The organism is Paramicrobacterium chengjingii, from assembly GCF_011751765.2.
Classification (GTDB): domain Bacteria; phylum Actinomycetota; class Actinomycetes; order Actinomycetales; family Microbacteriaceae; genus Paramicrobacterium; species Paramicrobacterium chengjingii.
Genome location: NZ_CP061169.1, coordinates 431100 through 457038, shown reverse-complemented (window position 1 = coordinate 457038; position 25939 = coordinate 431100). Strand labels below are relative to the sequence as shown.

The window sequence follows — 25939 nt, the reverse complement described above, 5'->3', positions numbered from 1 at the left end:
TAGTGCTCACTGCGCGCGATCGGGCACAACAGCACGGGCTGAACCATAGACATGCATGATGGGGAGATGGGATTGAAAGACGGGCCGCTGTGGAATCACAACATCCACTTTCACCGTGTCGTGCTTGAGGCGATTCCACATTCCGCGACATCTGCATTGGACGTGGGCACGGGAAATGGCATGCTTGCTCGCGATCTCCGCGAGCGGCTCCCCGATGTCACTGCCATCGATGTGGACGCGCCGATTCTCGCCGCCGCGCAAAGAACTCACGCCGGCATCAACTGGGTGCTCGCTGACGCGATGACCCATGACTTCGGTCGAACATTCGATGTCGTCGCGTCGGTCGCGGCATTGCATCACTTCGAGGATCTTGAGAGTGCGCTCGGCCGGTTGAGGGAGCTCACCGCCCCCGGCGGCAGTTCGCCATGTGGAGGTACGCCCTCACCTGGCACAAGCCGTCGGAACTTCTGGGCGGGTCACGTTTCTGAAGTCACGCCGACTCTCGGACGGCGAGCGTGTGCGTCGCGGTTCGATGCAATCGCTCGTCTGGCGGCGTGACGCCATCTAACAGTGCGTCGACAAGTTCGATAGCGATATCAGCGAGTTTCGCCTTGTCAATGGCGATGCTTGTGAGCTCGGGCGTCACGAGAGTGCCGATATCGAGACCGTCGATGCCGACGACGGCAATGTCGCTGGGAACGTTGACGTCTGCACGCGCGAACCCTTTCAGCATCCCGACGGCCATCACATCGTTGAAGGCGAGTACTGCATCCGTCTGCGGGTTCTGCTTGCACAAACGCGCGGCAGCACGCACTCCCCCGTCGTGCGTGTCGGGCGCGACAAGCTCGGAATCGGGAGACCATTGGAGGCCATACTCGTTGAGTAGGCGCCGATAGATCTGCCGCCGAATCGATGGGGCACGGCCTGCATCGACCATGGCGATGCGTGAGCATCCTGCCGATTTCAGATGATCGATGGCAGCGCGAATGCCGGGTTCATAATCGATCGCGATCACTGCGTGTTTTGCGGAATCGGACGGCCCGTCGAGAACGACCGTCGGAGTGTTGGCGAGCGCTCCCTTCCATTCGCCTGCCGCTACGTGACCCACCATCGCGTCAACTCGTTGGGCGACGGTCTCGAGCCGACGGTGAGCGTCGTCCGGGTCGTCGCCGAGGTCGCAGAGCACAACGCTCCACCCTCGCAACCCGGCTTTACGCGTGAGCTCGGAAGCGAGCTCGGGATAGTAAGGGTTTCGGAGGTCGCTCACGACGAGGCCGATGGTGGGCTTACTGCCCCGCACGAGTCCCTGCGCCGCACGATTGGGACGGTAGTTGAGAGCGCTGGCGGCAGCGATCACGCGTTCGCGAGTGACCGCACTTACGTCCGGCATGTTGTTGAGCGCACGAGTGACCGTCTGGCGAGAGACGCCCGCCGCACGCGCAACATCATTGATCGTTGTCGGCTTTGACGAGCTCAATTTGTTCACGCTCCCTCCTACGTGCCACGAGGGCCGTGACTGCATGCTACCCACTTCTTCGAGCCTGCTACGCTTGCCGTGAACGTTCACGGTTACCTGGGAGGACTCGCTGATGGATCACATACGCTGGGGAATTGTCGGGCCCGGCAACATTGCGCACCGCTTTGCTGAGCAGCTGACGCACAGCCGAACCGGCACACTTGTCGCAGTCGGCAGCCGCACGATTGAGCGCGCACAAGATTTCGCTACCGAGTTCGCGAATGCTGATACTCCGATTCGCACCTACGGGTCATACGACGAGCTCTACGCTGATTCTGATGTCGATGCCATCTACATCGCAACGATCCATACCGAGCACGTTCGCTTGGCTATTCAGGCAGTTGAGGCCGGCAAACATGTCATCTGCGAAAAGCCACTCGCTGTTAACCATGCAGGTGTTATGACGCTTGTGGAGGCCGCCCGTCGTGCCGGTGTCTACCTTGCCGAGGGGTTTATGTATCGCTTCCATCCGCAGATGGAACGCCTCACGCAACTCATCTCTGACGGCGCGATCGGCGAGGTGCAGCACATTGATTCCTCCTTCTCCTTCGCCGCAGACCTCCCCCACGGGCATCGCTTGAAAAATCCCGACCTGGCAGGTGGAGGAATTCTGGACGTTGGCGGGTACCCGATTTCCGCAGCCCGACTGGTTGCGGGCACCGCCGTTGGTGCAGCCTTCGCCGACCCCTCATCGCTTACAGCCGCGGGAACAATCGGAGACAGCGGAGTCGATGAATGGGCGAGCGCCTCACTCGAATTCGCGTCGGGCATCACCGCTCACGTCACGTGCGGCATCGGGTTGGCCGAGCCGAGCAACCTCGTCGTCTACGGTTCACGAGGACGCATCACCGTGCGGTCCCCCTGGCTGCCAAGTGTCGAGGAGCCGTCGTTCTTTGACGTCCAGCGCCCAGGCGAAGCGGCACAGCACATCGAGTTTGAACCCGCCTTCTCCTACGCGATTCAGGCGGACGCGCTCGCTCAATTCGCCGAACAAGGGCAGAGCCCGACGATGAGCTGGGCAGACAGCCTCGGAAATGCGAGCACCCTCGATCGCTGGCGCGCCGCTCTCGATCTTGAGTACCCGTTCGAGGCGCCGACAGCAACCATTCCAACCGCGAGCGGCCGCACACTTGCACGCCGCCACGATTCGACAATGCCGTACGGCACCATCGTTGGAATCGACAAGCCTGTTTCACGCTTGATTCTCGGGTGTGACAACCAACTGACTCTGTCGCATGCCTCCGCGATGTTCGACGACTTCGTCGAACGAGGTGGCAACGCCTTTGATACTGCGTACATCTACGGCGGCGGCCTCATGGAACGTCTCGTCGGCCAATGGGTAGCGAACCGCGGCATCCGTGACGACATCATGATTATCGGAAAGGGCGCGCACACTCCGCACTGTGACCCAGAGTCGATCGTGCGACAGCTCGATGAGAGCCTCGATCGGCTCCAATCTGACCATGTGGACCTCTACCTCATGCACCGCGACAACCCCGCCATTCCGGTAGGTGAATTCGTGGACGTGCTTGACGAGCAGGTGCGCGTGGGGCGCATCCGAGCGTTCGGTGGTTCGAACTGGAGCATCGCGCGGTTCGAGGAAGCACAGGCCTACGCACGAGCGAACAACAAGCAGGCATTTGCCGCGCTGAGCGACCACTTCGGGCTTGCTCACGCCCTCGACGTGCCGTGGGCTGGCTGCGAGCACGTCACGGAACCGGCGGACCGTGAGTGGCTCGAGCGCAGTGGGACGGCGCTACTCCCGTGGTCATCGCAGGCGCGCGGGTTCTTTGCTCGGGCAGACCGCGTCAACACGTCGGACGCCGACCTTGTGCGCTGCTACTACGACGATGACAACTTCGAGCGACTCGCTCGCGCGCGCTCGCTCGGCGCTGAACTCGGTGTTGCACCGACTGCCGTCGCGCTTGCCTATGTACTCTCGCAGTCGTTCCCCACGTTCCCTCTCATTGGACCGCGATCGATCGAGGAGACCCGTACGTCTATGGCCGGCCTCGACATCGAACTCACCGAAGAGCAAGTTCGGTGGCTCGATCTGCGCTCTGACCGCGCCCACTGATCAGGCGCAACGAACGAATCAACCAACGAGGCGTGCATTCGTAACCCGGAATAACGCGAGCCCTATTCCAGGTTATTGCGATAACCTGGAATAAGACAGATCTTATTCCAGGTTGGAGCAGCTTTGGATCAGAGCGACTCCTGGCCCGCACACACGAGCGAATCCGTCTCGTGGCGGCCGGCCCGCGATTCCGTTCGCGGCAAGAGAGAAGACCGGATGCTGAGAGAGATCACCCAAACGCGCCCACACGATCTCCAGCCTGATCAACACGTTCACTGCGGCGGGCCTGCGGATTGAGACCACCATCGAACCTCAGCTCTCCGAAGATGACCGACGCCGCTACCCCCACAAACAAGATTGGATGAACAAGTACCTCGGTATCATGATCTTCAAGCTTCGACCCCTGCCCGAATACGCGGCGAGTACTGGGCAGTAACGTGGACCCGTGAGCTTCTTTGCCTCGACCGCCGACTACTATCGTCGGTTTCGTTCGGGAATACCGGAAGACGTATCTCGAGTATTGAGCGAGAGCGCACCGAACGGATCGCCGCGCCGTCTTCTCGATGTCGGTACGGGAACTGGATTCGTGGTGCAGGCCCTCCTCCCATACTTTGACGAAGCAATCGGAGTCGACGTCGACGAAGAACTCTTAGCGGTCGCCCGCGCCGATATGAGCGACGAGATAGCGAACCGGCGTGCGAGATTCATTCACGGGCCCGCAGAATCGCTCACGCTCGAACCGGGATGGCTCGCTCACCTCGTCACCGTGTGCAGGGCATTTCACTGGTTCGACCGTCCGGCATTCCTCACAAACATCATTGGCTATATGGTGGACGGCGCAACTCTCTCGGTATTCGGGGACCGGAGCATCTGGGCCGGAGGGCAAGATTGGAAGATCGCGGCACGTGATGTGGTTCAGGAAGTTCTCGGGGAAGCTCGTCGAGCGGGACCCAGTACATATGGGCAGAAGTCGGGTAGCTTCATCGACGATCTCGACAACGCCGGTTTCACAGGAATCACCGCGCGAACGGTGCCCGCGAGACGCACCCACACTGTCGATAGCATGATCGGCCTTCTGCATTCGACATCGTTCGCCTCTCCGGCTGTGCTCGGTGACCGCATCGACCACTTCGATGCCCGAATTCGTGAAGAACTGAGTCCGCTGACCGATGAGGAAGGAACCCTCGTCGACGACAATGAGTTCTACATCTATACGGGCACGCGGCCGTAACACCATGTAGGCGACGGCGAACTATTCCGGCTGCACCGGCGGCACGAAATCGAGCGCGTTCCACTCGCCCGGCGTCTGCAACGGAGCAAAGCGCACGTCGGCGGCGTCACGCGAGACGCTCGCGACGCAGGCGAGGAGCGACAGCGTCGGGTAGCCATGGGCTCGATTGTCACGAATGATCGCGGCATCGTCGCCAGGCGACAGCTTTCCGCTGCGCTCGAGCACGGCAGCCCAGTCGCCCCACCACGCGTCGTGCAATCCATCGCCCTGCGGCGCAGCATCCCGAAATTCTGGCAGCCACCGTGTAATGCGCGCCGACCCCGGGTCATCAACGTCGTGATGCTCAAGCATGTGCGTGCCCGGCACGAGCTCTTCGATGCCGACGCTGTCGCCGTCCCACGTCGTGACGGTGACTGACGGCCCGGTCACCTCGACGAGGTTGAAGCCCGCCGTGCGGGGAGCACGAGGCGAACGACCCGCAACGGACTCCAGCACAAGACCGCCTCGCGACTCGAGACTCCGCGGGGCCACGTCTAGCGAATCGGGTCGGTTCAACATCACAGCGACTTGTCCGCGCACGGGGTCGGCAGCCATCCACGCTCCACCGGCGCGAACATCGCGCACACCGACAACGCCAGGATACGTCTCAGGCCACCACGCCCCGAGCGGCTGCCAGGGTCGGCCAGGGTCTTCGTCACGCACCGCCAGAATACGCACGATGCCTTCGGGTGAGTCAGGGACCTGGATGATGACTGTGCACATGGCCTATTGCCCCTCGATTGCTTGCTCATCGTGCCAGTCCTCATCCAGTCTGTGCTCGTCAAGCCAGTCGATGAGCCTTGCCACCACCTCGTCGCGATTCGTTTCGTTGTACACCTCGTGACGCGCGTCGGGGAAAATCTCCAAGTCGACGTCGCTCACTCCGGACCGAATGATGTATGCCTCGGCAAGCAACGTGGCGCCCCGCTCCCCGCCGACCGTGTCGTCGGAGCCCACCATGATCAGAACCGGGATGTCCCGAGGCATCCGCCGCGACGGCCGACCCAAGAAGCTCAGCGCCTGCGCGAGATTCCACACCGGCTTCTCGGCGATGTCGAAGCACAGCGGATCGTCGGTGAACGCAGGCCCGACTGCTGGATCACGGCTGAGCCACTCGAGTCCCGTCGACCCTGGGCCGCGCCACGGCTTGTTCAGGTCACCGCCATTGAGCACGCCGGGCACCGCCAACGACGTGCCGGTGAGAATCACCCCGTCGTACACACCGGAGCGAGCGACGACCTTCTGCATCAGGAGCGCGCCCCAGCTGTGTCCGAGCCCGAAGAACGGCAGATCAGGATGCTGCTCGCGCACCGTCTCAGCTACGCACTGCAGCGAGCTGATGGCGCCTCTCATCCCGCGCGGCCCGAGGTGCGACAGCCCGAGGTAGTCGAGCCCGGTCTGACCGTGCCCGCGATGGTCATCGGCCACCACCGTGTAGCCAGCCGCGACAAGTTCGACGGCAAGCGGCGCGTAACGGCGTGCGTGCTCGCCAGCGCCGTGGGCGATGTGCACAACCGCCCGCGGCTGCGCTGCCGTCCACTCGTAGTAGGTGACGTGCACGTTGTCGCCATCGACGAGAGTGCGAGTGTTATCGGGCTCCATAAGCCCAGCGTACCGAGGCTCCTGTATAGGGTGGGTTTACCGCCACGCAGGGTCTCTGCCCGCGAATCCAAGCAATGTGTCGAGTGGCGAAGCCTCCGGCGCGGTGTCGACAAGAGGGCCGAAGAGGCCACCTCGGCTCTCCAGCGTCTCCGGCGTGGACATCGCAGCTGCGAAGCCCGTGCAGATCTCAACGTCTCTGGTGGTGGCGGCAAAGTTCTGTCCGGTGGCGCGAGCGAGATCCCAACCGTGCAGTACCAGTTCGTCGAGAACGACAGCCGCTAATTCCGCCGACGGCATCCGAACCCCGCCGGCCTCGGCCTCGCCGTCCCAAGCCGACGGTTCGCGCCAGGCGGCGACGAGCGTTTCCAGGTCATGGTCCAGCTGGTCTCGCCAACGTCGAGGTAGGCCCTCGCCAATCGGAGCGTCCGGAGCCTTTTCGTGTCGGGCTGCGATTGTAAAAGCCTTGGTCAATCCACAGACATGCTCGACTAGGTCACGCACCGTCCATTCCGTGCACGGGGTGGAGCATTCCAGTTGGTCGTCTCCGACATTCTCGGCCACTCTGCGCAATTCTGCGGCGGCATCGACGAGGTCGAAGGGAACCAGTCGCCCGTCGGCCTCCGCGGGGTCATTGGCGACGTAGCGAATGAGCCGTTCGGCCACGTCGCTGGGTCGGCTCTTCGCGACAAGATGACCGCCGGGGACAATGTCGGCGGTAATCCCGAGTCGCTTGCGGGCAACACGCACCTGAAAATCGGCGGGAAAGAACCGGTCATCGGCGCTCACCAGCACGTGCAGCGGCACGTCGGGCCAGCCTTCAAAGGCGCACGGTTGCTTGAACGGCGTCTCTGCAGGCTCCCTGTCGGAATCCACCATCTCCCTTTTCACATGATCAGGCAGATCGTGCAGAAAAACCTCCTCGACATCAAAGTCATCGGAGCGACCCGCCTTCACGTTCGCGTTATGACGTGCCGATTGCCAGCCGGTAGCCTCCCACCACTGGCCTGGAGTCTCGCCGGGGAGAGGAATCATCGCGTTGACGAATACGATCCGCGAAATCACGTCACGTTTGGTGATCATCGGCACAGTGAACCCGCCAAATGACTGCGCCACCACAACAACGTCGCGGTGCGTGCCGATCGCTTCGTCAGTGACCGCCGCGTACTCAGGAAGACCCAGCGCTGGGTCATCCCCCTCAATCTCGACCGGGATCGCCATATGCCCGCGTGCCCTCAGCTCAGCCGCAGCCTCTCTCCAGTACTCCTCCCCAGCACCGCCCGCACCAGGGATCAAGACGAAAGTCGCCATGCCTACTCCTCAGAATGATTCCACCGTCACGTATGTTCACACCGTACACATAGACGTTCGGCGTACGCAATGCTTGAGCAAGATCTCAGGCTCCGCCATTTACTTAGCGAGGCTAATAAGCTACGCTAATTAGCTGTGGCAAGTACTATTGGTGAGCAGAGCACAGAGCTGCGCATCGCGACGTTTCGACTGGCGCGCAGACTTCGGGCCGAAAAGGCAGACGGAGAGTTGAGCGATGCCCACTTCTCGGTGCTGGCCGGGCTGCACAAGCATGGCCAGGAAACACTGACCGCGCTTGCCGAACGCGAGGGCGTCACCGCCCCCTCGATGAACCGCACAGTGAATTGCCTGCAGGAGTGGGGCTACATCGAGCGCATTGCTGACAAAAGCGACAAGAGAAAAGTGATCGTGACGCTCACTGACTCTGGACACGAAACCGTCATGAACACCGTGAAGAAGCGGGATCGCTGGCTGCATCAGCAGCTGCGCACGCTCAGCCCCGAAGACCGCGCCACACTCGCGGCCGCAAGCGAACTGATGAGGAGTCTCGCCACCCAGTGAAAGCCATGTTCCGCTCGTTGTCGAGCTTCAACTACCGCATTTGGTTCATCGGCGCCCTTGTGTCGAACATCGGTGCGTGGATGCAGGCTACGACGCAAGACTGGGTTGTGCTCGTCGACCTGACAGACAACGATGCTCTCGCGGTAGGAACAACGATGGCGCTGCAGTTCGGGCCGCAGCTGCTGCTGGTGCCGATCTCGGGATACATCGCCGACCACTTCGATAGGCGCAAGATCCTGATGTGCACGCAATCGGCGCTCGCACTGCTGGCAGCTGGGCTTGGCATCCTGCTGCTTACCGGCGTCGCCGAACTCTGGCATGTGTTCATCTTCGCGTTCACCCTCGGCGTGGTAAACGCGATCGATACCCCGGCCAGGCAGGTCTTCGTCTCCGACCTCGTCGGGCAGGACAACATGGCGAATGCCGTGTCGCTCAACTCTGCATCTTTCAACACGGCGCGACTCATCGGGCCAGCGGTCGCCGGCATCCTGATCGCCCTCGTCGGCTCCGGCTGGGTATTCATGATCAATGCAGTGTCGTTCATCGCAGTACTTACGGTGCTCGTCAGCCTGCGCGTAAAAGAACTGTATCCAAGCCCGCGCGCAACAGGCAGCCCAATTAAGAACATCGTCGAGGGCTTCCTCTATGTGAAGGCGCGGCCCGACCTCACCGTGATCTTCGTGATCGTGTTCATCATGGGAGCGTTCGGCATGAACTTCCCCATCGTCGCCTCGACGATGGCCGTTGAGTTCGGCCGAGGGGCGAGTGAGTATGGCGCGCTGTCATCCATTTTGGCGATCGGCTCTCTCACCGGCGCATTGCTCGCAGCGCGCCGCGCGAGACCGCAGATGCGCATCGTGATTACGGCCGCAGGGCTGTTCGGCGCAGCATCCACGGTTTCAGGCGTGATGCCCACGTATATATCGTTCGCGATCTCATTGATCCTCGTCGGCTTCTCGACCGTGACGTTGCTGACAACGGCGAACAGCTACGTCCAAACGACGACAGCGCCCATCATCCGAGGTCGGGTGATGGCCCTCTACGGCGCAATCCTCATGGGGTCGACACCGGTCGGCGCTCCGATCGTCGGCTGGGTTGCCAACGCGTTCGGCGCACGATGGACGCTCGGCGTCGGTGCTCTCGCCGGCTTCGCCGCGTGTGCTGTCGGTCTGGGCTGGCTGATCGTCTCGCGAGAGCTGCGGCTGCACCGCGATCCGTCGTCGCGCTGGAGGCTCGTCGTCACGCACTTCGGCAAGCCGATGCCAGGCGCGGCCACAACGAACCTCGGGCGCATGGGCCTGACCACTCCGATTCAGGTAGTGCATGGCGATGACGGCAGAGCCGAGTACCTCGATGTGCATGGAAAACCGTTCGCCGCTGACACGAATGACACGACTCCGGATGCTGTCGGCGAGCGCGCCGACACGAAAGAGATCCCCACGCCGCCCGCCGAAGAGACGTTCCTCGAGACGGCATCCATCGCGCTGCCAGCGTCGGCTCCGCAAGCGGTGCCGCTCATTGAGCCCGAGACCCTCACGGGGCAGATTCGCGTGAAGTACCTCGACGACGAAGACGACGGACGTGCAGAGTCTCGCCACTGACACGCGAGTCCCGCCGTTTCTGACAAATACGGTCGATCTGCACTGCCGCGGCAGTCAATAGCGACCGTAACGTTCATCGCCGCGGGCGCTGCAACGCACACGAAGCTTCGCCTGTGCCCTAGCCAGGGCCGATCGCCGCTGCGTACCATCGACTATGTCCATATCGATCGCGTCGCTGGCCACCGTCACCCCCGATACCGTGTTGCACCAGCAGGAGGTTCGCGATGTCTTCGCCTCGCAGCCGGAGCTCAGCAGACTCGCGCAGCGGCTCATCTCTACGAGCTTCGATCAGTCGGGCATCGAGACGAGGCGATCCGCGATCGTCGAGTTCGATCGCAGCGTTGCCGTCGAGCATCCGGAGTTCTACGATAGCCAGTCAGGTCTGCTGCTCTCGCCAGGCACACAGGCGCGCAACGAGCTGTTCACAGAGGCCGCAGGGAAACTGTATGTCGACGCCGCTCGCAAGGCGACAGCAGACATCGACACAGCGACGATCACGCACGTCATCACCGTCTCATGCACAGGATTCTTCGCACCGGGCCCCGACTTTCTGATCGCTCGCGAGCTCGGCCTGCGGCCCAACGTGCAGCGCTACAACCTCGGGTTCATGGGATGCTACGCGTCGATGCCCGCGCTTCGCCTCGCCCAGCAACTCTGCGCCGCCGACCCCGACGCCGCGGTGCTCGTCGTGAGCGTCGAGCTGTGCACTCTGCACGTGCGGTCATCGAGCGATCCTGACCAGATCATCGCGTCGTCACTCTTCGCCGATGGAGCCGGTGCCGCTGTCGTGCACACGGGCCCTGGCTTGGCGAGCCTCGACTCGTTTGACACGCGAGTGACACCGACCGGTGAAGAGGCGATGGCGTGGACGATTGGCGACGAGGGGTTCCTCATGGTGCTCTCGAGCTACGTTCCGCACATCATCGGCGAGCACATCACGGGCGCGCTCGACGGACTGATCGGTGACACGACACCGCGCGACATCACTCACTGGGCGCTGCATCCGGGCGGCCGCAGCATTGTCGACCGAGTCGAAACAGCCCTCGACCTTGCGCCCGATCAGCTCGCAGCGTCACGCTCGGTGCTGCGGGAGTTCGGCAACATGAGCAGCGCAACCGTCCTGTTCGTACTCGAGCGCATCCTCGCCGATGCAAAAACGGGCGACAGCATCTGCGCTCTCGCCTTCGGGCCAGGGCTCACTGTCGAATCCGCACTGCTGACGGTCGAGTAATGGTCGACCTGCGCCGTCGCGACGCTGCTCTCACCGAGCGCATGGACGACCCCGATTGCGACACCGAACTCCTCCGCCGCACGTATCGGCGCTTCGATGTCGTCAATCGCCTGGTCGCCGGGTGGCAGCGAACCTACAGGGTGCACGTGCGACCGCGGCTGCAGGCGGCGCAATCGCGAGGGCGTGTGCCTCGCCTTCTCGACGTGGGGTGCGGCGCAGGCGATGTCACGCGTGCGCTCGAGCGCTGGGCGTTGCGCGACGGGTTGCAGGTCGCCGTGACGGGCGTTGATCCCGATGCGGTTGCCATCGGCGAGGCGTCGAACGCCGCATCGCACAGCGGCTCTCGAGCCCGTTTTCTGCGCGTGCGCGCTGGCGACATCGACGAAGAGTTCGACATCGTGGTCTCGAATCATGTGCTGCATCACATCAACGACCTGCCGGCATTTCTTCACGAGACGGCCGGATGCTGCGCCAGCGGCGGCCTCCTCGTGCACAGTGACATCGAGCGCTCCCTCTTCGCCTACGCGGCGTTCAGTGCACTCGCTCTTCCGCTCACTCGCGGCAATCTGATCCGCGAGGACGGTCTGTTGTCGATTCGTCGCAGCTATACGGCTTCCGAGCTTCGGGTCGTCGTGCCCACACCCTGGCATGTCACCACGCAATCGCCGAGCCGCGTGCTCCTGCGCCGAGAGATGCCCCGTGCCTGACGTTGTCGTCGTGGGCGGAGGCCCCATCGGAGTGCTGATCGCTGCACTTCTTCAGCGCAGCGGCGTCGAGACGAGCGTGTACGAGAGTCGCGACGCCATCTCTCGGCGACCGCGCGCCGTCGGCATCCATCCTCCGGCCGTCACTGTGCTGAGGCACCTCGGTCTCGCCCTTCCTGGAGCACGATCGATTAAGCGCGGTGAAGCACGCGATCACGCGAGCGTGCTCGGCGCAATGAATTTCGACCCTCCCGTGCTCATGCACCCGCAGCACCTCCTTCAAGCCGAACTCGACGCACACGTTCGCCATCTCCGCCGCGGGACACCAGTTCTCGGGGTCGACAACGGCGCGCACTCTGCCCGTGTGCACGTGCCCGGTGAATCCGTGAGCGCGCGCATCGTCATCGCCGCAGATGGCGTCGACAGCAGCATACGGGCTGAAACGGATGCCGTCTGGCGGCGCCGTGCGGGGAGTGGCCGGTATCTCATGGCCGATGTCGACGATGACTCTGAGCTCGGCGACGCGGCGGTGCTGTGGTTTGCTCAGCGCGGCGTCGTCGAGTCATTTCCGCTTCCCTCGTCACGGCGACGCTGGGTCGCACGGGCGGCTGTCGGCACCGATCTGGCGCAGCTGGTTAGAGAGCGCACAGGCGTCAGATTGCCGCGCACCAGCGCTGAGGCAACGAGTTCCTTCAGGGCCGCGCAACACCTCGCCGACCGTTGGATTCACGGGCGCATCGTGCTGCTTGGCGATGCCGCCCACGAGATCAGTCCCATCGGCGGGCAGGGCATGAACTTGGGAATTCTGGATGCGGCGGCTCTCGTCCCCCAGGTGCTCAGCGCGCTCGACGGCGGCAGTGACGTGCTCGATGTGTGGCAGCGTGAACGAAAGCAACGCGCGCGCCAGGCGATGGCCCAGGCGGCGTTCAACATGAGCGTCGGCACGCCGATACCTGCCCCATTTCAGCCGGTCAAGAACCTCGCCATTCGCGGTCTTGCCCGCGGTCCGGTCTCACGCGGGCTCGCGCAGGCATTCACAATGACACGGCTCTGAGTGAATCAGCGCCCTCCGAACTGCAGTGAGAGCGCGTTGATCGCCATGAACGTCTCGAACATCTCGAGCAGACTCTCATTCTGCACCCGTACAGCCCGCTCACCCGTGCGAGTCGTGTGCTTCGCCCAGGCTGCAACTTCGGCGAGATCCGCCGTGCGAAACTCAAGATCGAGCATGACGGGCGACTCAATCTGCGGCGATGATACAGTCCCCTCAGACACTCGACGGATCGCCTCTGCCGCCCCCGCTCTGATCAACCGACATGACTCATCCGGATGCAGGTTGCGCGCGCTGAAGCGGGTGATTGACTCCTTCGTCACGACGCCGACAGCATCCGGTGCGAACGGGCGTGTGTCATCGTGCGTGATGGCGTCGCCCGTGACCAACGCGATCGGAACACCGTAGTGCTGCGCGACGAGTGCGTTGATGCCGCTTTCGCCGACGAGCACGCCGTTGATGCGTGCCGCAGAAAAGACGTCGGGATTGTATGAGTGGCTCAGAACCGACGATGGTCCAGAGATCGCCCCGTGATACGCCACGAAGAAGATCGCGTCAGTGCTCGCGTCGAGGCCCTGCATCATGTGCAGCGGCTTGTTCCTGCCGGAAATATAGGCGGCGCCACCGGCTATTTCGCGGGGGTCGAGATTCGACATTTTCCCGTGTGAATCGTTGAGCACCACCTCGGTCGCCCCCGCTTCCAGTGCGCCGTCGATGGCCGCATTTACTTCATTCTGCAGCAGCTTCTGTCCGAGAGCATACGGTTCGCCGCTGCCCGCGCGGCACTGCTCCCAGTCGACAATGCCGGCAACGCCCTCCATGTCGAACGATATCCAGACCTTCATTGCTCCTCCTTGTGCTGAACTGCGATGCGTGTGCCTGCCGAGGGCAGCGCATCCGCGAGAATGCACGCACTCTCATGCACCTCACCGACCCCGCTGATCGACACCGCACGGAGCTCCGGATCTGTGCTGCGGCACGCGTCGACGGCGACGGGGCAACGCGGGTGAAACCGGCATCCGCTGGGAATATCGATGGGGCTCGGCGGCTCCCCTTCGAGCATTGCCGCCTCGTTGGCGCTGTCACCCGACATGCGGGGGGATTGATGCGATCAGACTCTGTGTATACGGGTGCTGCGGGTTCGCGAAGATCTCATCTGTGTCTGCGACTTCGACAATCCGGCCCAGGTACATGACGGCGACGCGTTGGCTCAGGTGCTGCACGACGGCAAGGTTGTGCGCGATGAACAGAATTGTGAGGCCGAGTTCTTCTTGTAGCGATGTGAAGAGATCGAGGATGGTCGCCTGAACGGAGACGTCGAGAGCAGACACCGGCTCGTCGGCGATGAGCACGTCAGGTCGCACGGCGAGTGCCCGCGCGATGGCGATGCGCTGACGCTGACCACCCGAGAATTGGCTGGGATAGGCATCAAGTGCGTCGTCATCGAGGCCGACGAGATTCAGCAGGCGAACGCACTCGGTGCGCACCTGCCTGCGCGGCACGATGCGATGAAGCAGAAGCAGTTCTGACAGCAGCGAACGCACGCTGATGCGCGGGTTGAGTGACGAATACGGGTCTTGAAACACCATCTGAATGCGCCGCGTCAGGTCTTTCCCCCGTGGCACCGGCATCGGCTCGCCGTCGTAGCGCAGCTCGCCGCTGCTTGGGGCGACGCTGCCGACGAGAATCTTCGCGAGCGTCGACTTTCCCGACCCTGACTCCCCCACAAGAGCAAGAGTCTCCCCACGGCGCACATCCAGGTCGATGCCATCGAGTGCCGCGAGAGAGCGCCCCGACTCAGAGCGCTTCGTCACTCTCTCCCACACCGGCGTCGGCATGGTGTAGCGCTTGGTGATGTCGCTGATAAGGACCGCACTCTCGCCGCTCATGCCGATGCCTCCTGAACGAGCTCGTCTGTACGAAAGCACGCTGCCTTGCGCCCCGGAGCGACATCCGCCAGTCCGGGCGAACTGCCGAGACACGCCTTCTGCGCGAACGAGCAGCGCGGTGCGAAGGAGCATCCCTTCGGCCTGTCTGCAAGGTTCACGGGAAACCCGGGAATAGCGACGAGCTCACGATCGGGCCTGTCAAAGTCGGGAGCCGAATCGAGAAGACCACGGGTATAGGGGTGCCGCGGATCGCGGAAGACGTCCTTGACTCCTCCAGATTCAACGATACGCCCGGCGTACATCACGGCAAGGTCGCTGCACGTCTGATTGACGACGGCGAGATCGTGGGTGACGAAGACAAGCGCGGCACCGAAATCGTCGCACAGCGCTTCGAGCTGCCGCAGCACTTGGTGCTGCACTGTGACATCGAGGGCAGTCGTTGGCTCGTCGCATAGCAGAAGCTTGGGCCGGCACGAGAGCGCCATGGCGATCATGACGCGCTGCCGCAGCCCTCCTGACAGCTCGTGCGGGTATGCCTGGGCCCGTCGCGCTGGGTCGGGAATGCCGGTCTTCGCCATCATGTCGACGGCAAGTTCGCGTGCCTCTTTGCCGTTCAGCTTCAGATGTCTGCGAGGACCTTCGGCGATCTGATCGCCGACGCGCGTCACCGGGTTCAATGCGGTCATGGGCTCCTGAAAGATCATGGCGATCTCGGGACCCATCAGGGCGCGACGCTCGGCTGGGCCGAGAGCCGAAAGGTCGCGACCACGATACGAGATCTGGCCAGAGAGCACCTCGACGCCGCGTGGCAGAAGACCAGCGATCGCTCGAAGCGTCATTGACTTACCCGAGCCGGACTCGCCGACGATACCGAATCTCTGCGTCGGAGCAACGTCGAATGAGACACGGTCGACGATTCGCGTCTCGGCAGCGCCGCGTCGAACTCCCAGCGCGACGTCAGTCACGGCGAGCAGCTCGTCGTCTGACGGCACGCTGGGCATCGTGCTCGGCTGCAGTGTAGTCATTCGAGACATGATCACTTTCTCCGATCTGGATTGAGGAGGTCGGACAAGCCGTCGCCCAGCCACGACACCCCGAGACTCGTCACCACGACGATCAGACCGGGGACCGTTGCCTGCATCCAATGGGTTGTGATGAATTCCTGACCCTCGAGAATCATGCTCCCCCACTCGGCAACGGGTGGAGCGATGCCCAAGCCAAGGTAGCCGAGAGCAACGATCGCCATAATGTCCATAACGATGTCGCTCATGCCGTAGATGATGGCCTGCGACAGAACGTTGGGGCCGATGTGGCGAAACAGAATCCGCGCGTTCGACATACCGCCGAGACGTGCTCCGACGACGTAGTCCTGCTCTTTAGCGACAATCACCTCGCCCCGCACGATCTTCGCGTAAGCCACCCACGACACGATCGCGATTGCCAGGTAGATGCTGGACTCTCCCGCGCCGAAGATGAAGACGAGCGCGATGATCATCACAAAGAAAGGAAATGCGAAGAACACATCGACGATACGCATCACGATCACGTCGAACCAGCCTCCGAAGTAACCGGCGAGCGCGCCGATAATCGTGCCGAAGGTAAAGGGAATGATGACGGCGATGAAGCCGACACGCAGGTCGACACGCGCACCCCAAATCAACCGAGAAAAAACGTCGCGGCCGAATTTGTCTGTGCCGAGCCAGTGTTCTGGGCTCGGACCCTGCAACGTCGCCTGAAGGTTCTGGGCGATGGGGTCGTACGGTGCGATCACTGGTGCGAGAACGGCTATGAGCACGAGTGCGCCGACAACGACGACACCTGCCACGAGAGGCGTGTTTTGGTGCCAGGGTTTGAGCGTTCTGGATGCTGGTTTTGACGCTTTGCGCTGGGCGCGGAACTCCGCGAGCATCCCGGTCGGCGTGCTCATGCTCGTCCCTTCGCGCCGAGGTTCACCCTCGGGTCCATGAGTGTGTAGACAACGTCTGTGAAGATTCCGACGAGCGTCACGAAGATGCCGACGAAGAGAGTGACCGCCTGGATCGTCGGAAAATCGCGAGCGTAGATAGCATCGAGCATCAGCGAGCCGAGACCGGGAATTGCGAAGACCTTCTCGATCACAATCGAGCCGCCGACGAGATATCCCAGGTGCACGCCAATGACGGAGACCGTTGGCATCGCGGCGTTGCGCAGAACATGCTGGCGGAAGAGCGGGACTCCGGCAGCGCCTTTCGAACGGGCCGTGGCCACGTAATCGGATCCCAGCACCGTGATCGTCGACGTGCGCAAGCTCCTGATTGCCGTCGGCGAGAGTGAGATCGCGAGGGTGAGCGCCGGCAGGAACAGGTAGTAGATGTGGTCGAGAAACGTTGTTCCGAATCCACCCACGGGGAAAAGACGCCATCGCACAGCGACCAGCAGAATGAGCATGATTCCGACCCAGAACTGAGGCATACCCTGCCCAATGAGCGTGAACGTTCGCACCGCGAGGTCCCGCGGTTTGTCCGGTGCCGTCGCAGCGATCGCAGCAAGCGGGATGCTGATAGCCAAGGTGAGAATTAGGGCGAAGACGACAAGCGACATTGTGACGGGAATTGCCTGCAGCACGATTTCTGTCACTGGACGCTGGTAGGTGAAGCTCGTGCCAAGATCACCTTGCCCGATATGTGCGAGGAACAGCAGGTACTGCGCCCAGATCGGCTTATCGAGCCCGAGTTGCGTGCGCAGAGCAGCAACACCTTCCGGGGTCGCTTTATCGCCGAGGATCGCCTGTGCCGGATCGCCTGGCAGCAGATGCGCCATGAAGAAGACGATGAGAGTCACGCCGAAGACGACGGGGATCGCCTGGAGCAGCCGCGAAGGGATGAACATCAGTCGTTGAAGCATCAGTGCCTCCTGAGCGGCCGGAGCGAGACGAGCGCGTCGCTCCGGCCACTACGTCAGTGGTCAGAGATTCCGGTCACTCGGAGAGGTAGACATCTTCGAGGTGGTAGTTGCCCAGCGGTGTGACGTGGAACCCCTTCACTTTTTCCGAGAGGGCGAACCCGTACGGGGAGTAGTACAGGTACGCGAGGAATGCGTCGTCGCCGGTGATCTGTTGAAGCTCCGAATAGAGCTCGGCGCGCTTCTTCGGATCGCTTTCCTGCTTTGCTTTGTCATTGATGGCAATGACCTCGGGATTGTTGTACCCCGTGTTGTCGGAGTTCGAGCCGCCGGCCGGGTCGACAGCGAATGTCGTCCACTGGTCGGGGTCGGGAATATCCATCGTCCACCCACTCAAGGTCATGTCGTAGTCCATCGAGAGCATCGCCTGATGCGCTGCCGTCGGGCCGAGCGGCGTGATTTCCACATCGATTCCGACCTTTTTCAGTGCCGCCTGAATGATCTGAGCCGTCGAGGACTTCTCGGTGTTTCCCGATGAGATCAAAAGCGTCGTCGAGAAGCCATCCGGATACTCAGACTTCGCCAGTTCTTTCTTCGCCTTCTCGAGGTCGAACGACGGGCCTTCGACGTTTTTGTCGTAATACGGTGTACCCGGTGCGATGAGCGAGTTGGCCGGCGTTCCGTGCCCGAATAGAACTGCATCGACGAGGGCTTCTCTGTCGATCGCGTACGCGATCGCTCGACGAACGTGCACATCGTTGAACGGCTCGCGCTCTTGGTTGAAGGCAATGTCGGAGAGCAGTGTGGATTCGAAGGCCTTCGTAACGATGCCCGGTGTCTCGCTCAGGGAATCGAAGCTCGACCAATCGGGCTGCACGTCAATCTGAACCTGCCCGCCCTGCAACTGAAGCTTGCGCGTGTTGACGTCCGCGACGACGTTCCACTGGACGCTGTCGAGATAGGGTTTGTCCGTCTGCCAGTAGTTCTCATTCCTGACGACCTTGAAATACTGTCCTTTCTTCCACTCGTCGAGCACGAACGGGCCCGTTCCAATGGGGTTCTCGTAGAACTCATCGGCACTCTTGCCCGCGTAATCCTTGGGGACGATCTGATTGCTAAACATCGTGAGTACGGCGAGAAACGGCGTCGACACGTATTTGAGCTCGAACTCGACTGTGAGATCGTCGACAACACTCACCTCTTTGATGGCCTCGTTGATGTAGCCCCATCCGGTGTCGGCCGTCTTCGTGTCTTGATCGATCGAGAACTTCACATCCTCTGCCGTCATCTTCTGCCCATTCGAGAACTCCACATCGTCGCGCAGAGTGACTGAGTAGGTGAGCTCGTCGTCGGATATCTCGTATCCCGTGGCCAACCACGGCTCGATATCTTTGCCGTCGTCGCTGACGGTGAACAGCGTCTCCATGAGCTGTTCAGCCGTGAAGATCGACACGTTGTTGTGAACAGTCGTGGTGTCGAGCGACGTCACGCCCGTAGCCCGAGCGAAAACAAGATCGCCTCCGCGCACGGGCTTGTCGTTTGTTGATCCGGACGCTGTTGCGGTGCAGCCGCCTAAAAGAAGAGCTGCTGCAACGCCGAGTGCCGCGATCGCGGCGCCGGGTCTTCTGGTCATGATCGCCTCGTAAGTGTCAGGTGCACTGCATTGTGCACGTCGGGAAAAATAGTTGAAGCATTCAACTAGACGTGTAAAATGTACCCAGAACCGCTCGCTAAAGTCAATAGACCGTTGCATGATGGCACGGTTTGTTGACTTTTCTCACTGACGCCCCCAAAGTAAGAGTGTGGCGACGTACCCTCGAAGGGACGAGGATCTGCCGTGCAGCTGCAGGGATCACACGACGAGCGAGAGCAGGACCGATGCCCACAGGAGACATCAACGAAGGCCGCAATCAACAACACGTTGAGGGGTTGCACAATCGACGAAGCATTGACGGCGAGCGTCTGATCGCCGTCTTCGCCGGAATGGTGGAGCCGATTGGCCGATCGCTTCCCACCACAAGCGAGGTCGTTCTTCACGATCTGAGCCTTCTGCCAAACTCCATCGTTGCGATCTACGGGGATGTCACAGGCAGGCGCGTCGGCGACCCCGCGACGGATCTGCTGCTCGAGAAGGTGTCCAATTTCTCAGACGACAACATGGTCGGCTACGAGACGACGCTCCCAGACGGGCGAAGCATTCGCTCCTCAACGATGGTCATTCGCGATGTGGCAGGTACAGCAGTCGCCGCCCTCTGCATCAATTCTGATCTGACGGTCTGGAACTCCGCCCAGCAGGTGATCGATGCCATGCTCGGCATTCATGAGCACGGCGATCGGTCGTCGTACAACTTCCGTGGGCTCCACACTGACTCCGATGCTGCAGCATCGCAACCCCAGACCGAGACTTTTGCCCATAACGTCGATGAGCTCGCTGCCCATCTGATCCACACTGCCCTCAGTGCCGCTGGCGTTCCCGTTGAGCTCATGCACAAGCGGCACAAGATCGAGGTCGTTCGAGACTTGAAGTCACGGGGGATGTTTTTGCTCCGCGATGCCGTCGACATGGTGGCGGATGAGCTCTCGGTCACCCGATTCACGATCTACAACTACCTCAACGAAATTGCTGATGACGGAGACCAGTCCACAGGCGAACACGACGTACGAAAGAAGAAGAACGAGAAATGACCAGCAGAACACGCGAGTTCGACGCGATCAGCATTGAGTGCCTCCGCGAGACAGGCGGCGCCAAGTGGTCGGCGTTTCCTGACTCGATTGGTGCGTTCGTCGCCGAGATGGACTTCGGAACGGCACCAACGGTGAAGCAGGCGATCCATGCAGCAACGGACCGCGGAATGTTGGGATATCTTCCTGGACCTGTCGCAAATCGCATGTCCCAGGCAACAGCGTCGTGGTACGGAACCAACTACGGCTGGGAGATCGACGCGTCGCAGGTGCATCCCGTCGCCGATGTTCTGAAGACGGTTGAGATCGCGATCGAGAATTATTCGCGACCGGGATCGCCCATCATCATCCCGACACCGACGTACATGAACTTCATCTCGGTTTCGCAAGCTCTCGGACGAGACATCATCGAGGTGCCTCTCGCCGTGAAAAATGGTCGCCAGGAGATGGACCTGGAAGCACTCGATCGGGCATTCCAAGCTGGAGCGCACCTGCTGCTGCTCTGCAACCCGTTCAATCCGGTCGGTCGTGTGTTCACTCGTGAAGAACTGGTCTCCATCAGCGAGGTCGTTGCCCGCAATGGAGGGCGCGTGTTCGCCGACGAGGTGCATGCTCCCATGGTGTACGACGAGTTTCAGCATGTTCCCTACGCATCGGTGTCGAGCGATGCGGCATCGCATACCGTCACCGGCACGTCGGCAGCGAAGGCGTGGAACCTCGCCGGAATGAAGTGTGCGCAGTTCATCACGAGCAATGACGCTGATGCACTCGTCTGGGAGCGCATCGCGCATCAAGCAGGTCACGGGGCAAGCACCCTCGGCGTGATCGCGAATACGGCTGCCTATGCAACGGGGCGCTCCTGGCTGGACTCGGTGATCGCCTACAACGCTCGCAATCGCATCGTCCTTGCCGAGCTTCTCGAGGAGAAAATCCCCGAAATCTCATACACGCCGCCGGAAGGAACATTCGTCGCCTGGCTCGACTGCCGTGCGCTCGGGATCGAGGGCAGCCCTGCCGCATTCTTTCGAGAGAAGGCAGGGGTCGCGCTCACGGATGGCGCCTCGTGTGGCTCTAACGGCACCGGATTCGCCCGGCTCATCTTCGCCACACCACGGCCGATTCTCGAGCAGGCCATCAATCGCATGGCGCTGGCCGTTCGTGAGCACGCCCGCGTCTGAGATCTCAGGTCAGGTCGTCTCACCCGACAACTCTCACTCACCCCACCCGCACATTGACCGTTCTGGAGCCGTGAGCGACACGCGATCGATCCTCGTGCACCGTCGTTGACGACTGACACGGTGCACCGTAGGCTCAGACGATACTTTTCTGAAACGATTCAAGGAATGGCATGGACGACGCCGCTGATTCATTCGCCGAAACTATCCGCAGCTTGGAAAGTGGTACATCTGACCCTGACCCGCGTACCGATGTCGGCACAGCATCGCTCATCGAACGGTATCCGGAGCTCAATCAGGTGACGGTGACGCCTCGGCTCATTCCCGCACAGAGCGGCGAACTACCCGCTCGCCTCTATACGCCGGCGAGCACCCCGCGCGGTGCTCTCGTATGGGCGCACGGCGGCAGCTTCGTCGGCGGAAACCTCGATATGCCCGAGAGCAACTGGGTGGCCCTCGCTCTCGCAGCGCGCGGGTACACCGTGTTGTCTGTCGAGTACACCAAGGCGCTGTTCGGTGCACATTTCCCTGTGCCGTCAATCGACCTTCTCGACGCATGGAATTGGGCAATCGACGAGCTCGGAATCGATTCGAAGCTCATGCACATCGGCGGAGCAAGTGCGGGCGCAAACCTGGCGGCAGGGGTTGCCGTCAGACTTCGCGACGGCCAGGGCCCTCGTCCCACATCGGCCGTGCTTGTCTATCCGCTCGTGCACGAGGTGCTCCCAGAAGCGTCTGCCGAGTTGCAGAAGACTCTCACCCTGGCTCCCTCCGAGGCGCGTTTTCCCCAAAGCCTTGTCAATCAGATCGTTGCCAACTACCTTGGCCCCGAGCAACCGCGTGGTGACCCGTATGCCTTTGCCGGCAATGCGCAGCTTCATGGGATGGCACCCATCTTCATTCTCAATTCTGAGTACGACGAGCATCGCCTGTCGGGTGAGGAATTCGCCAGGCAAGCCAGGGATGCTGGTGTACACGTGCACCTCGCCCTTGAGCCGGAGACGCTGCACGGCCATCTTGATCGACCGCACAGCCCCCATGCCCAGAGAAGCATAGAACGAATCGCCGATTGGCTAGCGACCCCGTTGTCCGCAATGTCATCAAAAACGTGACCCTGACGTTGTTGCGTGCGGCCCGACCATCGACTCAGACCACATAGAAGCACGCTACACAGCGCTGCTGCCAGAACGACAACCTGCGGGCGCGGTCATGCAGCGAAACCACGTGAGGTGCTTGACAGCCCGCCCGGCTTCTGACAAAGTTCTCTGAAACCTTTCAATTTTGATGCGGCATCCACACGCAATCAGAAGTTGGCACAGAGTGACACCCGAATCTTGGTGTCCTACACAACACTCGAACAACGGAGTTCACATGGGCAATGGCATTATGCGCTTCAGAACCAATCGGAGGAAATTTCTCCAGGGAGCCGGCGGCGGCATCCTCTTCGCCGCGACCGGACTCGCGCGCCCACAGCACACTGCTGCCGCAGCTGAAACGTATCAGTTAACGAACGGATACATCAGCATCTCCGGCGCACACGGCAAGCTCACTCAATTCGCATGCGATCCAAGCGGTGCGGGTGCGTTTGAGCCGTCAACATTCACCTCTGTGTTCGTTGGAGCAACTGACTTCTTCGACGCCAGGTTTAACCCCGATGTGACGTGCACAGCGACAGACAAAAAGCTCAGCATCAGCGGCATCCAGCTGCCATCGGCATCGGAGGTCAAGCAAGACCAGGTGGACTCTCCCGTGCCACTGAGCTCCGGGCACACACTAGGTCAGTCATTCACAACGTCGATGTACCGTTTCTCAAAGGTCGGGGCCCAACTCCCCACCTGGAGCAGCCAGAACTCCACTGTCACGATAGCCCTGTACTCCGGAACGCCGGACACCACCCTCACGGAGATCGCCCGGCGCGAGATCAACCCGGTTCAAGACAACGGATGGGCCTACCTCGAAGTTCCCGCCCAATCTGCCGGCACCTACTATATGGAGATTTCCGACAGCACGGGCACTCCTGGGTGGTGGAGCAGCCTCGACGAGACAACAGTCGACCTCGGCGGCGCAGCATACGGCGACCGGGAGGTGCAGGCAGATCGCACGATGACACTCGACGTCGTCGGCTTCAATGTTGACGGGATCGCAACATGGGACCTGGAACTCGACGGTGGCTCACTAACATCGACGTACGACATCACGTGGCAGACGGATGCTCGACCAGACCCGGGGCTGACTCTCAACACGTCGTGGGTCAAGGACGGCTATTCAACCGAGTATGCCGACGGCATCCGTTTCAAGCGCTTCTATGGCAATGCAGGAGACTACATGCCGTCTGAGCAATTGAAACGCCGCGACGCGTGGACCACACCGGTGTCGGGTTCAGACTCCATCTCTGGCACGGGCAGCGGCCCGTACGATTTGCGGTTCACCGGAGACGCACCGGTCATCGACGGTGGGATGACTGCCGAGACAATGGCTCTTGCGCTCAACTCCGGCAGCGCTGAGCCGGCACAGACCATCTCGCGCACCATCGCTATCGACGTCACGACGCATTCGGATGCCCTGCCCGAGATCTTCCCTGTGTTTACAGCGTCGGATGTTACGAGGGCCGCGCAACTCTCGACGTTCTACTGGGAGCGCGCTCTGAGCTACCGGTTCGACGGGCACGCGATGGCATGGGCAGACTGGGAAGGGCGCATCCTTGACTGGACTGGCACGGCGGGGGCGGGCGCTCAGGCTGATTCGCTCCTCGGAACCTCGCTCGACGACGATGGCTACGTATGGTCGTGGCCCGACTCGCAAGGTTGGCCGTTTCCCGACCCGGAACTCTTCGATGCGCGACACTTCACGTCGAATGCACTGTACGTACTCGGTGCGTGGCGCTATTACTCATGGACAGGAGACTCCGACTTTCTGTCGACAATGATGCCGCGCGTCAGACAAGCAATTGATTTTTACATCGACTCCCTCGACGGCAAAAAGGGAGTAATCACGATCACGTCTCCCGACCATGACGGCAGAGACGGAGCATTGCCCTCGAATTACTGGGATGTCACGTCGTTTGGGTACAAGGATGCGTATCTCAATGCCTATTTCTATGGCGCCCTCGAAGCTGTTGCCCAACTCGAGGAGCACTCAGGAGAAAGAGGAAGGGCTGCGCGGCTGCGCGCGCTGCGAAAGCTCGTCAAGAAGCGGTACAACACCACGTTCTGGAACGATGCCGATGGCCGATATGTCCAGACCATCGACGTTGACGGTGTCGTGCACGACTACGGCTCAACGTATGTCAATCTCGAAGCGGCATCCTTCGGGCTGCCGACCGACGACATGGCTACGCGCATCTTCGACTGGCTCGACAACGGTCATACCGAGCTTCAGGAACCCGTCGTGCTCATCGAAAGCGGCGGACTCGCGCCCACGATTGAGCCTGGTCACTCCCTTGGCCAGAGCTTCACCGCCGATGCTGCCTTCACGAGCGTCGCGGCCCGATTCCCTACCTTCGGCCATCGTGGTTCGACGTTCACGATGACGCTCTACAAGGGTCTGCCCGGGGGTTCCCAGACCACGGTCGCCAACCAGCAGTTCAGTGATTGGTCCGACGGGCGAGTCGCACACATCGATGTTGATCCTCAAGAGCCGGGAATCTACTACCTGGAGGTCTCCGACGTGACAGGGTCTCTCGCCTGGTGGTCGTCTGCAACATCCGTGGACGGCGCAATTGCCTACGTGGACGGGAACCCTGCAACAGACGCTTCGACCCGATTCATCGCGGCGCTCAACGATCACGTCGAAGGGCCGGCAGACATCTATTCGAAGTGGGTGTTTGCTCCGCGATCGACAACCAGGCGAAACAGCTACTGGTTCTTCCTCACCCACCTCACCACTCCGTGGGGAGATGAAGTGCAGGATGGTGGAGCAATTCTGTACACGTCTGGCTTTGACGTGATAGCACGCGCGAAGTACCAGTCGGCCGATGATGCATGGGCGCGCATGACCGCGATTCTGGATCGTTGGAAAGAGCCCGATCATCTGTGCGGCGGCGCTCCCCTGTTCCGCGGAGAATCGACTGTCGACGGCTCCACAGCTGGTTCGTCGGTAGGAACAGACGTGCCTTTTCCCGAGAGCGGGCTTGTCCCGGCCAGCTTCCTTTATGCGTTCGTCGGTGTCGAGGCAGAGCCTGATTCACTCGTGATCACACCGAATCTGCCATCGGGCCTAACGGATGCCGGAGTGAAACACCTTCGCTGGCGCGGGAAGAAACTGAACATCGTGGCAACCCACGACACGGTGACGATAACCGGTGATGGCGTGTCATTTGACGAGACGTACGCGAAGGGAGAGTCTGTGCGATTGGCTGCGAGTTCTCTCTAGCCCGTTTGAGCTGCATCGTTG

23 protein-coding genes are annotated in these 25939 nt (G+C 61.5%); 12 read left to right on the top strand and 11 right to left on the bottom strand.

All coding sequences use genetic code 11. The features are described 5' to 3' along the window. Window positions 1–66: 66 nt before the first annotated feature. Window positions 67–558 (top strand): class I SAM-dependent methyltransferase, encoded by a 492-nt coding sequence (locus HCR76_RS02280; protein ID WP_166985070.1) that lies wholly within the window; start codon window positions 67–69, stop codon window positions 556–558. Here HCR76_RS02280 and HCR76_RS02275 read toward each other — a convergent pair. Continuing rightward, the gene (locus HCR76_RS02275; protein WP_166985073.1) at window positions 491–1486 is read right to left on the bottom strand and encodes a LacI family DNA-binding transcriptional regulator; all 996 of its coding nucleotides are present in this window, start codon (window positions 1484–1486) and stop codon (window positions 491–493) included. The genes HCR76_RS02280 and HCR76_RS02275 overlap by 68 nt on opposite strands. 103 nt (window positions 1487–1589) lie before the next feature. On the opposite strand from HCR76_RS02275, the gene HCR76_RS02270 reads away from it, so the two are divergent. Next, a complete protein-coding gene (locus tag HCR76_RS02270) occupies window positions 1590–3593 on the top strand; it encodes an aldo/keto reductase (protein ID WP_166985076.1) in 2004 nt (667 codons plus the stop codon). Window positions 3594–4038: 445 nt separating this feature from the next. Further along, window positions 4039–4824: a class I SAM-dependent methyltransferase gene (locus HCR76_RS02265; protein ID WP_166985079.1), complete on the top strand. Its 786-nt coding sequence runs from the start codon at window positions 4039–4041 to the stop codon at window positions 4822–4824. Window positions 4825–4845: 21 nt separating this feature from the next. On the opposite strand, the gene HCR76_RS02260 is transcribed toward HCR76_RS02265, so the two are convergent. Genes HCR76_RS02260 through HCR76_RS02250 form a run of 3 tightly spaced genes read right to left on the bottom strand, consistent with a single transcriptional unit; the run spans window position 4846 to window position 7773 of the window. Beyond that, window positions 4846–5586 (bottom strand): NRDE family protein, encoded by a 741-nt coding sequence (locus tag HCR76_RS02260; protein WP_166985082.1) that lies wholly within the window; start codon window positions 5584–5586, stop codon window positions 4846–4848. Window positions 5587–5589: 3 nt separating this feature from the next. Beyond that, the gene (locus HCR76_RS02255) at window positions 5590–6465 is read right to left on the bottom strand and encodes an alpha/beta hydrolase (RefSeq protein ID WP_166985085.1); all 876 of its coding nucleotides are present in this window, start codon (window positions 6463–6465) and stop codon (window positions 5590–5592) included. Between the two features lie 36 nt (window positions 6466–6501). Further along, a complete protein-coding gene (locus tag HCR76_RS02250) occupies window positions 6502–7773 on the bottom strand; it encodes a TIGR03086 family metal-binding protein (RefSeq protein WP_198248122.1) in 1272 nt (423 codons plus the stop codon). A 135-nt stretch (window positions 7774–7908) separates the two neighbouring features. Here HCR76_RS02250 and HCR76_RS02245 point away from each other — a divergent pair, with 135 nt between their 5' ends. The 5 genes from HCR76_RS02245 (at window position 7909) to HCR76_RS02225 (ending at window position 12924) form a co-directional block, all read left to right on the top strand. Then, entirely contained in the window at window positions 7909–8334 is a 426-nt protein-coding gene (locus HCR76_RS02245; protein ID WP_166985087.1) for a MarR family winged helix-turn-helix transcriptional regulator, read from the top strand. A 5-nt stretch (window positions 8335–8339) separates the two neighbouring features. Beyond that, complete coding sequence (locus HCR76_RS02240; RefSeq protein WP_166987994.1) at window positions 8340–9935, top strand: MFS transporter; 1596 nt, start codon at window positions 8340–8342, stop codon at window positions 9933–9935. 154 nt (window positions 9936–10089) lie between these two features. Continuing rightward, a complete protein-coding gene (locus tag HCR76_RS02235) occupies window positions 10090–11166 on the top strand; it encodes a type III polyketide synthase (RefSeq protein ID WP_166985090.1) in 1077 nt (358 codons plus the stop codon). Next, the gene (locus HCR76_RS02230; protein WP_166985093.1) at window positions 11166–11873 is read left to right on the top strand and encodes a methyltransferase domain-containing protein; all 708 of its coding nucleotides are present in this window, start codon (window positions 11166–11168) and stop codon (window positions 11871–11873) included. Before HCR76_RS02235 ends, HCR76_RS02230 begins: the two co-directional genes overlap by 1 nt. After that, a complete protein-coding gene (locus HCR76_RS02225) occupies window positions 11866–12924 on the top strand; it encodes an FAD-dependent oxidoreductase (RefSeq protein ID WP_166985096.1) in 1059 nt (352 codons plus the stop codon). The genes HCR76_RS02230 and HCR76_RS02225 overlap by 8 nt, the downstream gene beginning before the upstream one ends. A 5-nt stretch (window positions 12925–12929) precedes the next feature. Here the strand turns inward: HCR76_RS02225 and HCR76_RS02220 are convergent, their stop codons facing one another. The 7 genes from HCR76_RS02220 to HCR76_RS02190 form a co-directional block, all read right to left on the bottom strand. Further along, on the bottom strand, window positions 12930–13766 hold the full coding sequence (locus tag HCR76_RS02220; RefSeq protein WP_166985099.1) for a M55 family metallopeptidase: 837 nt from the start codon (window positions 13764–13766) through the stop codon (window positions 12930–12932). Beyond that, on the bottom strand, window positions 13763–14014 hold the full coding sequence (locus HCR76_RS02215) for an oligopeptide/dipeptide ABC transporter ATP-binding protein (RefSeq protein WP_166985102.1): 252 nt from the start codon (window positions 14012–14014) through the stop codon (window positions 13763–13765). The genes HCR76_RS02220 and HCR76_RS02215 overlap by 4 nt, the downstream gene beginning before the upstream one ends. Then, on the bottom strand, window positions 14004–14810 hold the full coding sequence (locus HCR76_RS02210; protein ID WP_166985105.1) for an ATP-binding cassette domain-containing protein: 807 nt from the start codon (window positions 14808–14810) through the stop codon (window positions 14004–14006). The genes HCR76_RS02215 and HCR76_RS02210 overlap by 11 nt, the downstream gene beginning before the upstream one ends. After that, window positions 14807–15835, bottom strand: a complete 1029-nt coding sequence (locus tag HCR76_RS02205; protein WP_198248121.1) for an ABC transporter ATP-binding protein — start codon at window positions 15833–15835, stop codon at window positions 14807–14809. Before HCR76_RS02205 ends, HCR76_RS02210 begins: the two co-directional genes overlap by 4 nt. Before the next feature lie 11 nt (window positions 15836–15846). After that, window positions 15847–16737 (bottom strand): ABC transporter permease, encoded by an 891-nt coding sequence (locus HCR76_RS02200; RefSeq protein ID WP_198248120.1) that lies wholly within the window; start codon window positions 16735–16737, stop codon window positions 15847–15849. Further along, window positions 16734–17693, bottom strand: coding sequence for an ABC transporter permease (locus HCR76_RS02195; RefSeq protein ID WP_166985111.1), 960 nt, complete (start codon window positions 17691–17693; stop codon window positions 16734–16736). The genes HCR76_RS02200 and HCR76_RS02195 overlap by 4 nt, the downstream gene beginning before the upstream one ends. Before the next feature lie 73 nt (window positions 17694–17766). Continuing rightward, window positions 17767–19323: an ABC transporter substrate-binding protein gene (locus tag HCR76_RS02190; protein WP_166985114.1), complete on the bottom strand. Its 1557-nt coding sequence runs from the start codon at window positions 19321–19323 to the stop codon at window positions 17767–17769. A 245-nt stretch (window positions 19324–19568) separates the two neighbouring features. On the opposite strand from HCR76_RS02190, the gene HCR76_RS02185 reads away from it, so the two are divergent. The 4 genes from HCR76_RS02185 to HCR76_RS02170 all read left to right on the top strand — a co-directional run bounded on the left by HCR76_RS02185 (window position 19569) and on the right by HCR76_RS02170 (window position 25918). After that, the gene (locus HCR76_RS02185) at window positions 19569–20375 is read left to right on the top strand and encodes a helix-turn-helix transcriptional regulator (protein WP_198248119.1); all 807 of its coding nucleotides are present in this window, start codon (window positions 19569–19571) and stop codon (window positions 20373–20375) included. Next, window positions 20372–21550, top strand: coding sequence for a MalY/PatB family protein (locus tag HCR76_RS02180; protein ID WP_166985117.1), 1179 nt, complete (start codon window positions 20372–20374; stop codon window positions 21548–21550). The genes HCR76_RS02185 and HCR76_RS02180 overlap by 4 nt, the downstream gene beginning before the upstream one ends. 170 nt (window positions 21551–21720) lie before the next feature. Then, the gene (locus HCR76_RS02175; protein WP_166985120.1) at window positions 21721–22659 is read left to right on the top strand and encodes an alpha/beta hydrolase; all 939 of its coding nucleotides are present in this window, start codon (window positions 21721–21723) and stop codon (window positions 22657–22659) included. Window positions 22660–22918: 259 nt separating this feature from the next. Further along, on the top strand, window positions 22919–25918 hold the full coding sequence (locus tag HCR76_RS02170; RefSeq protein ID WP_166985123.1) for an MGH1-like glycoside hydrolase domain-containing protein: 3000 nt from the start codon (window positions 22919–22921) through the stop codon (window positions 25916–25918). Window positions 25919–25939 lie beyond the last annotated feature (21 nt).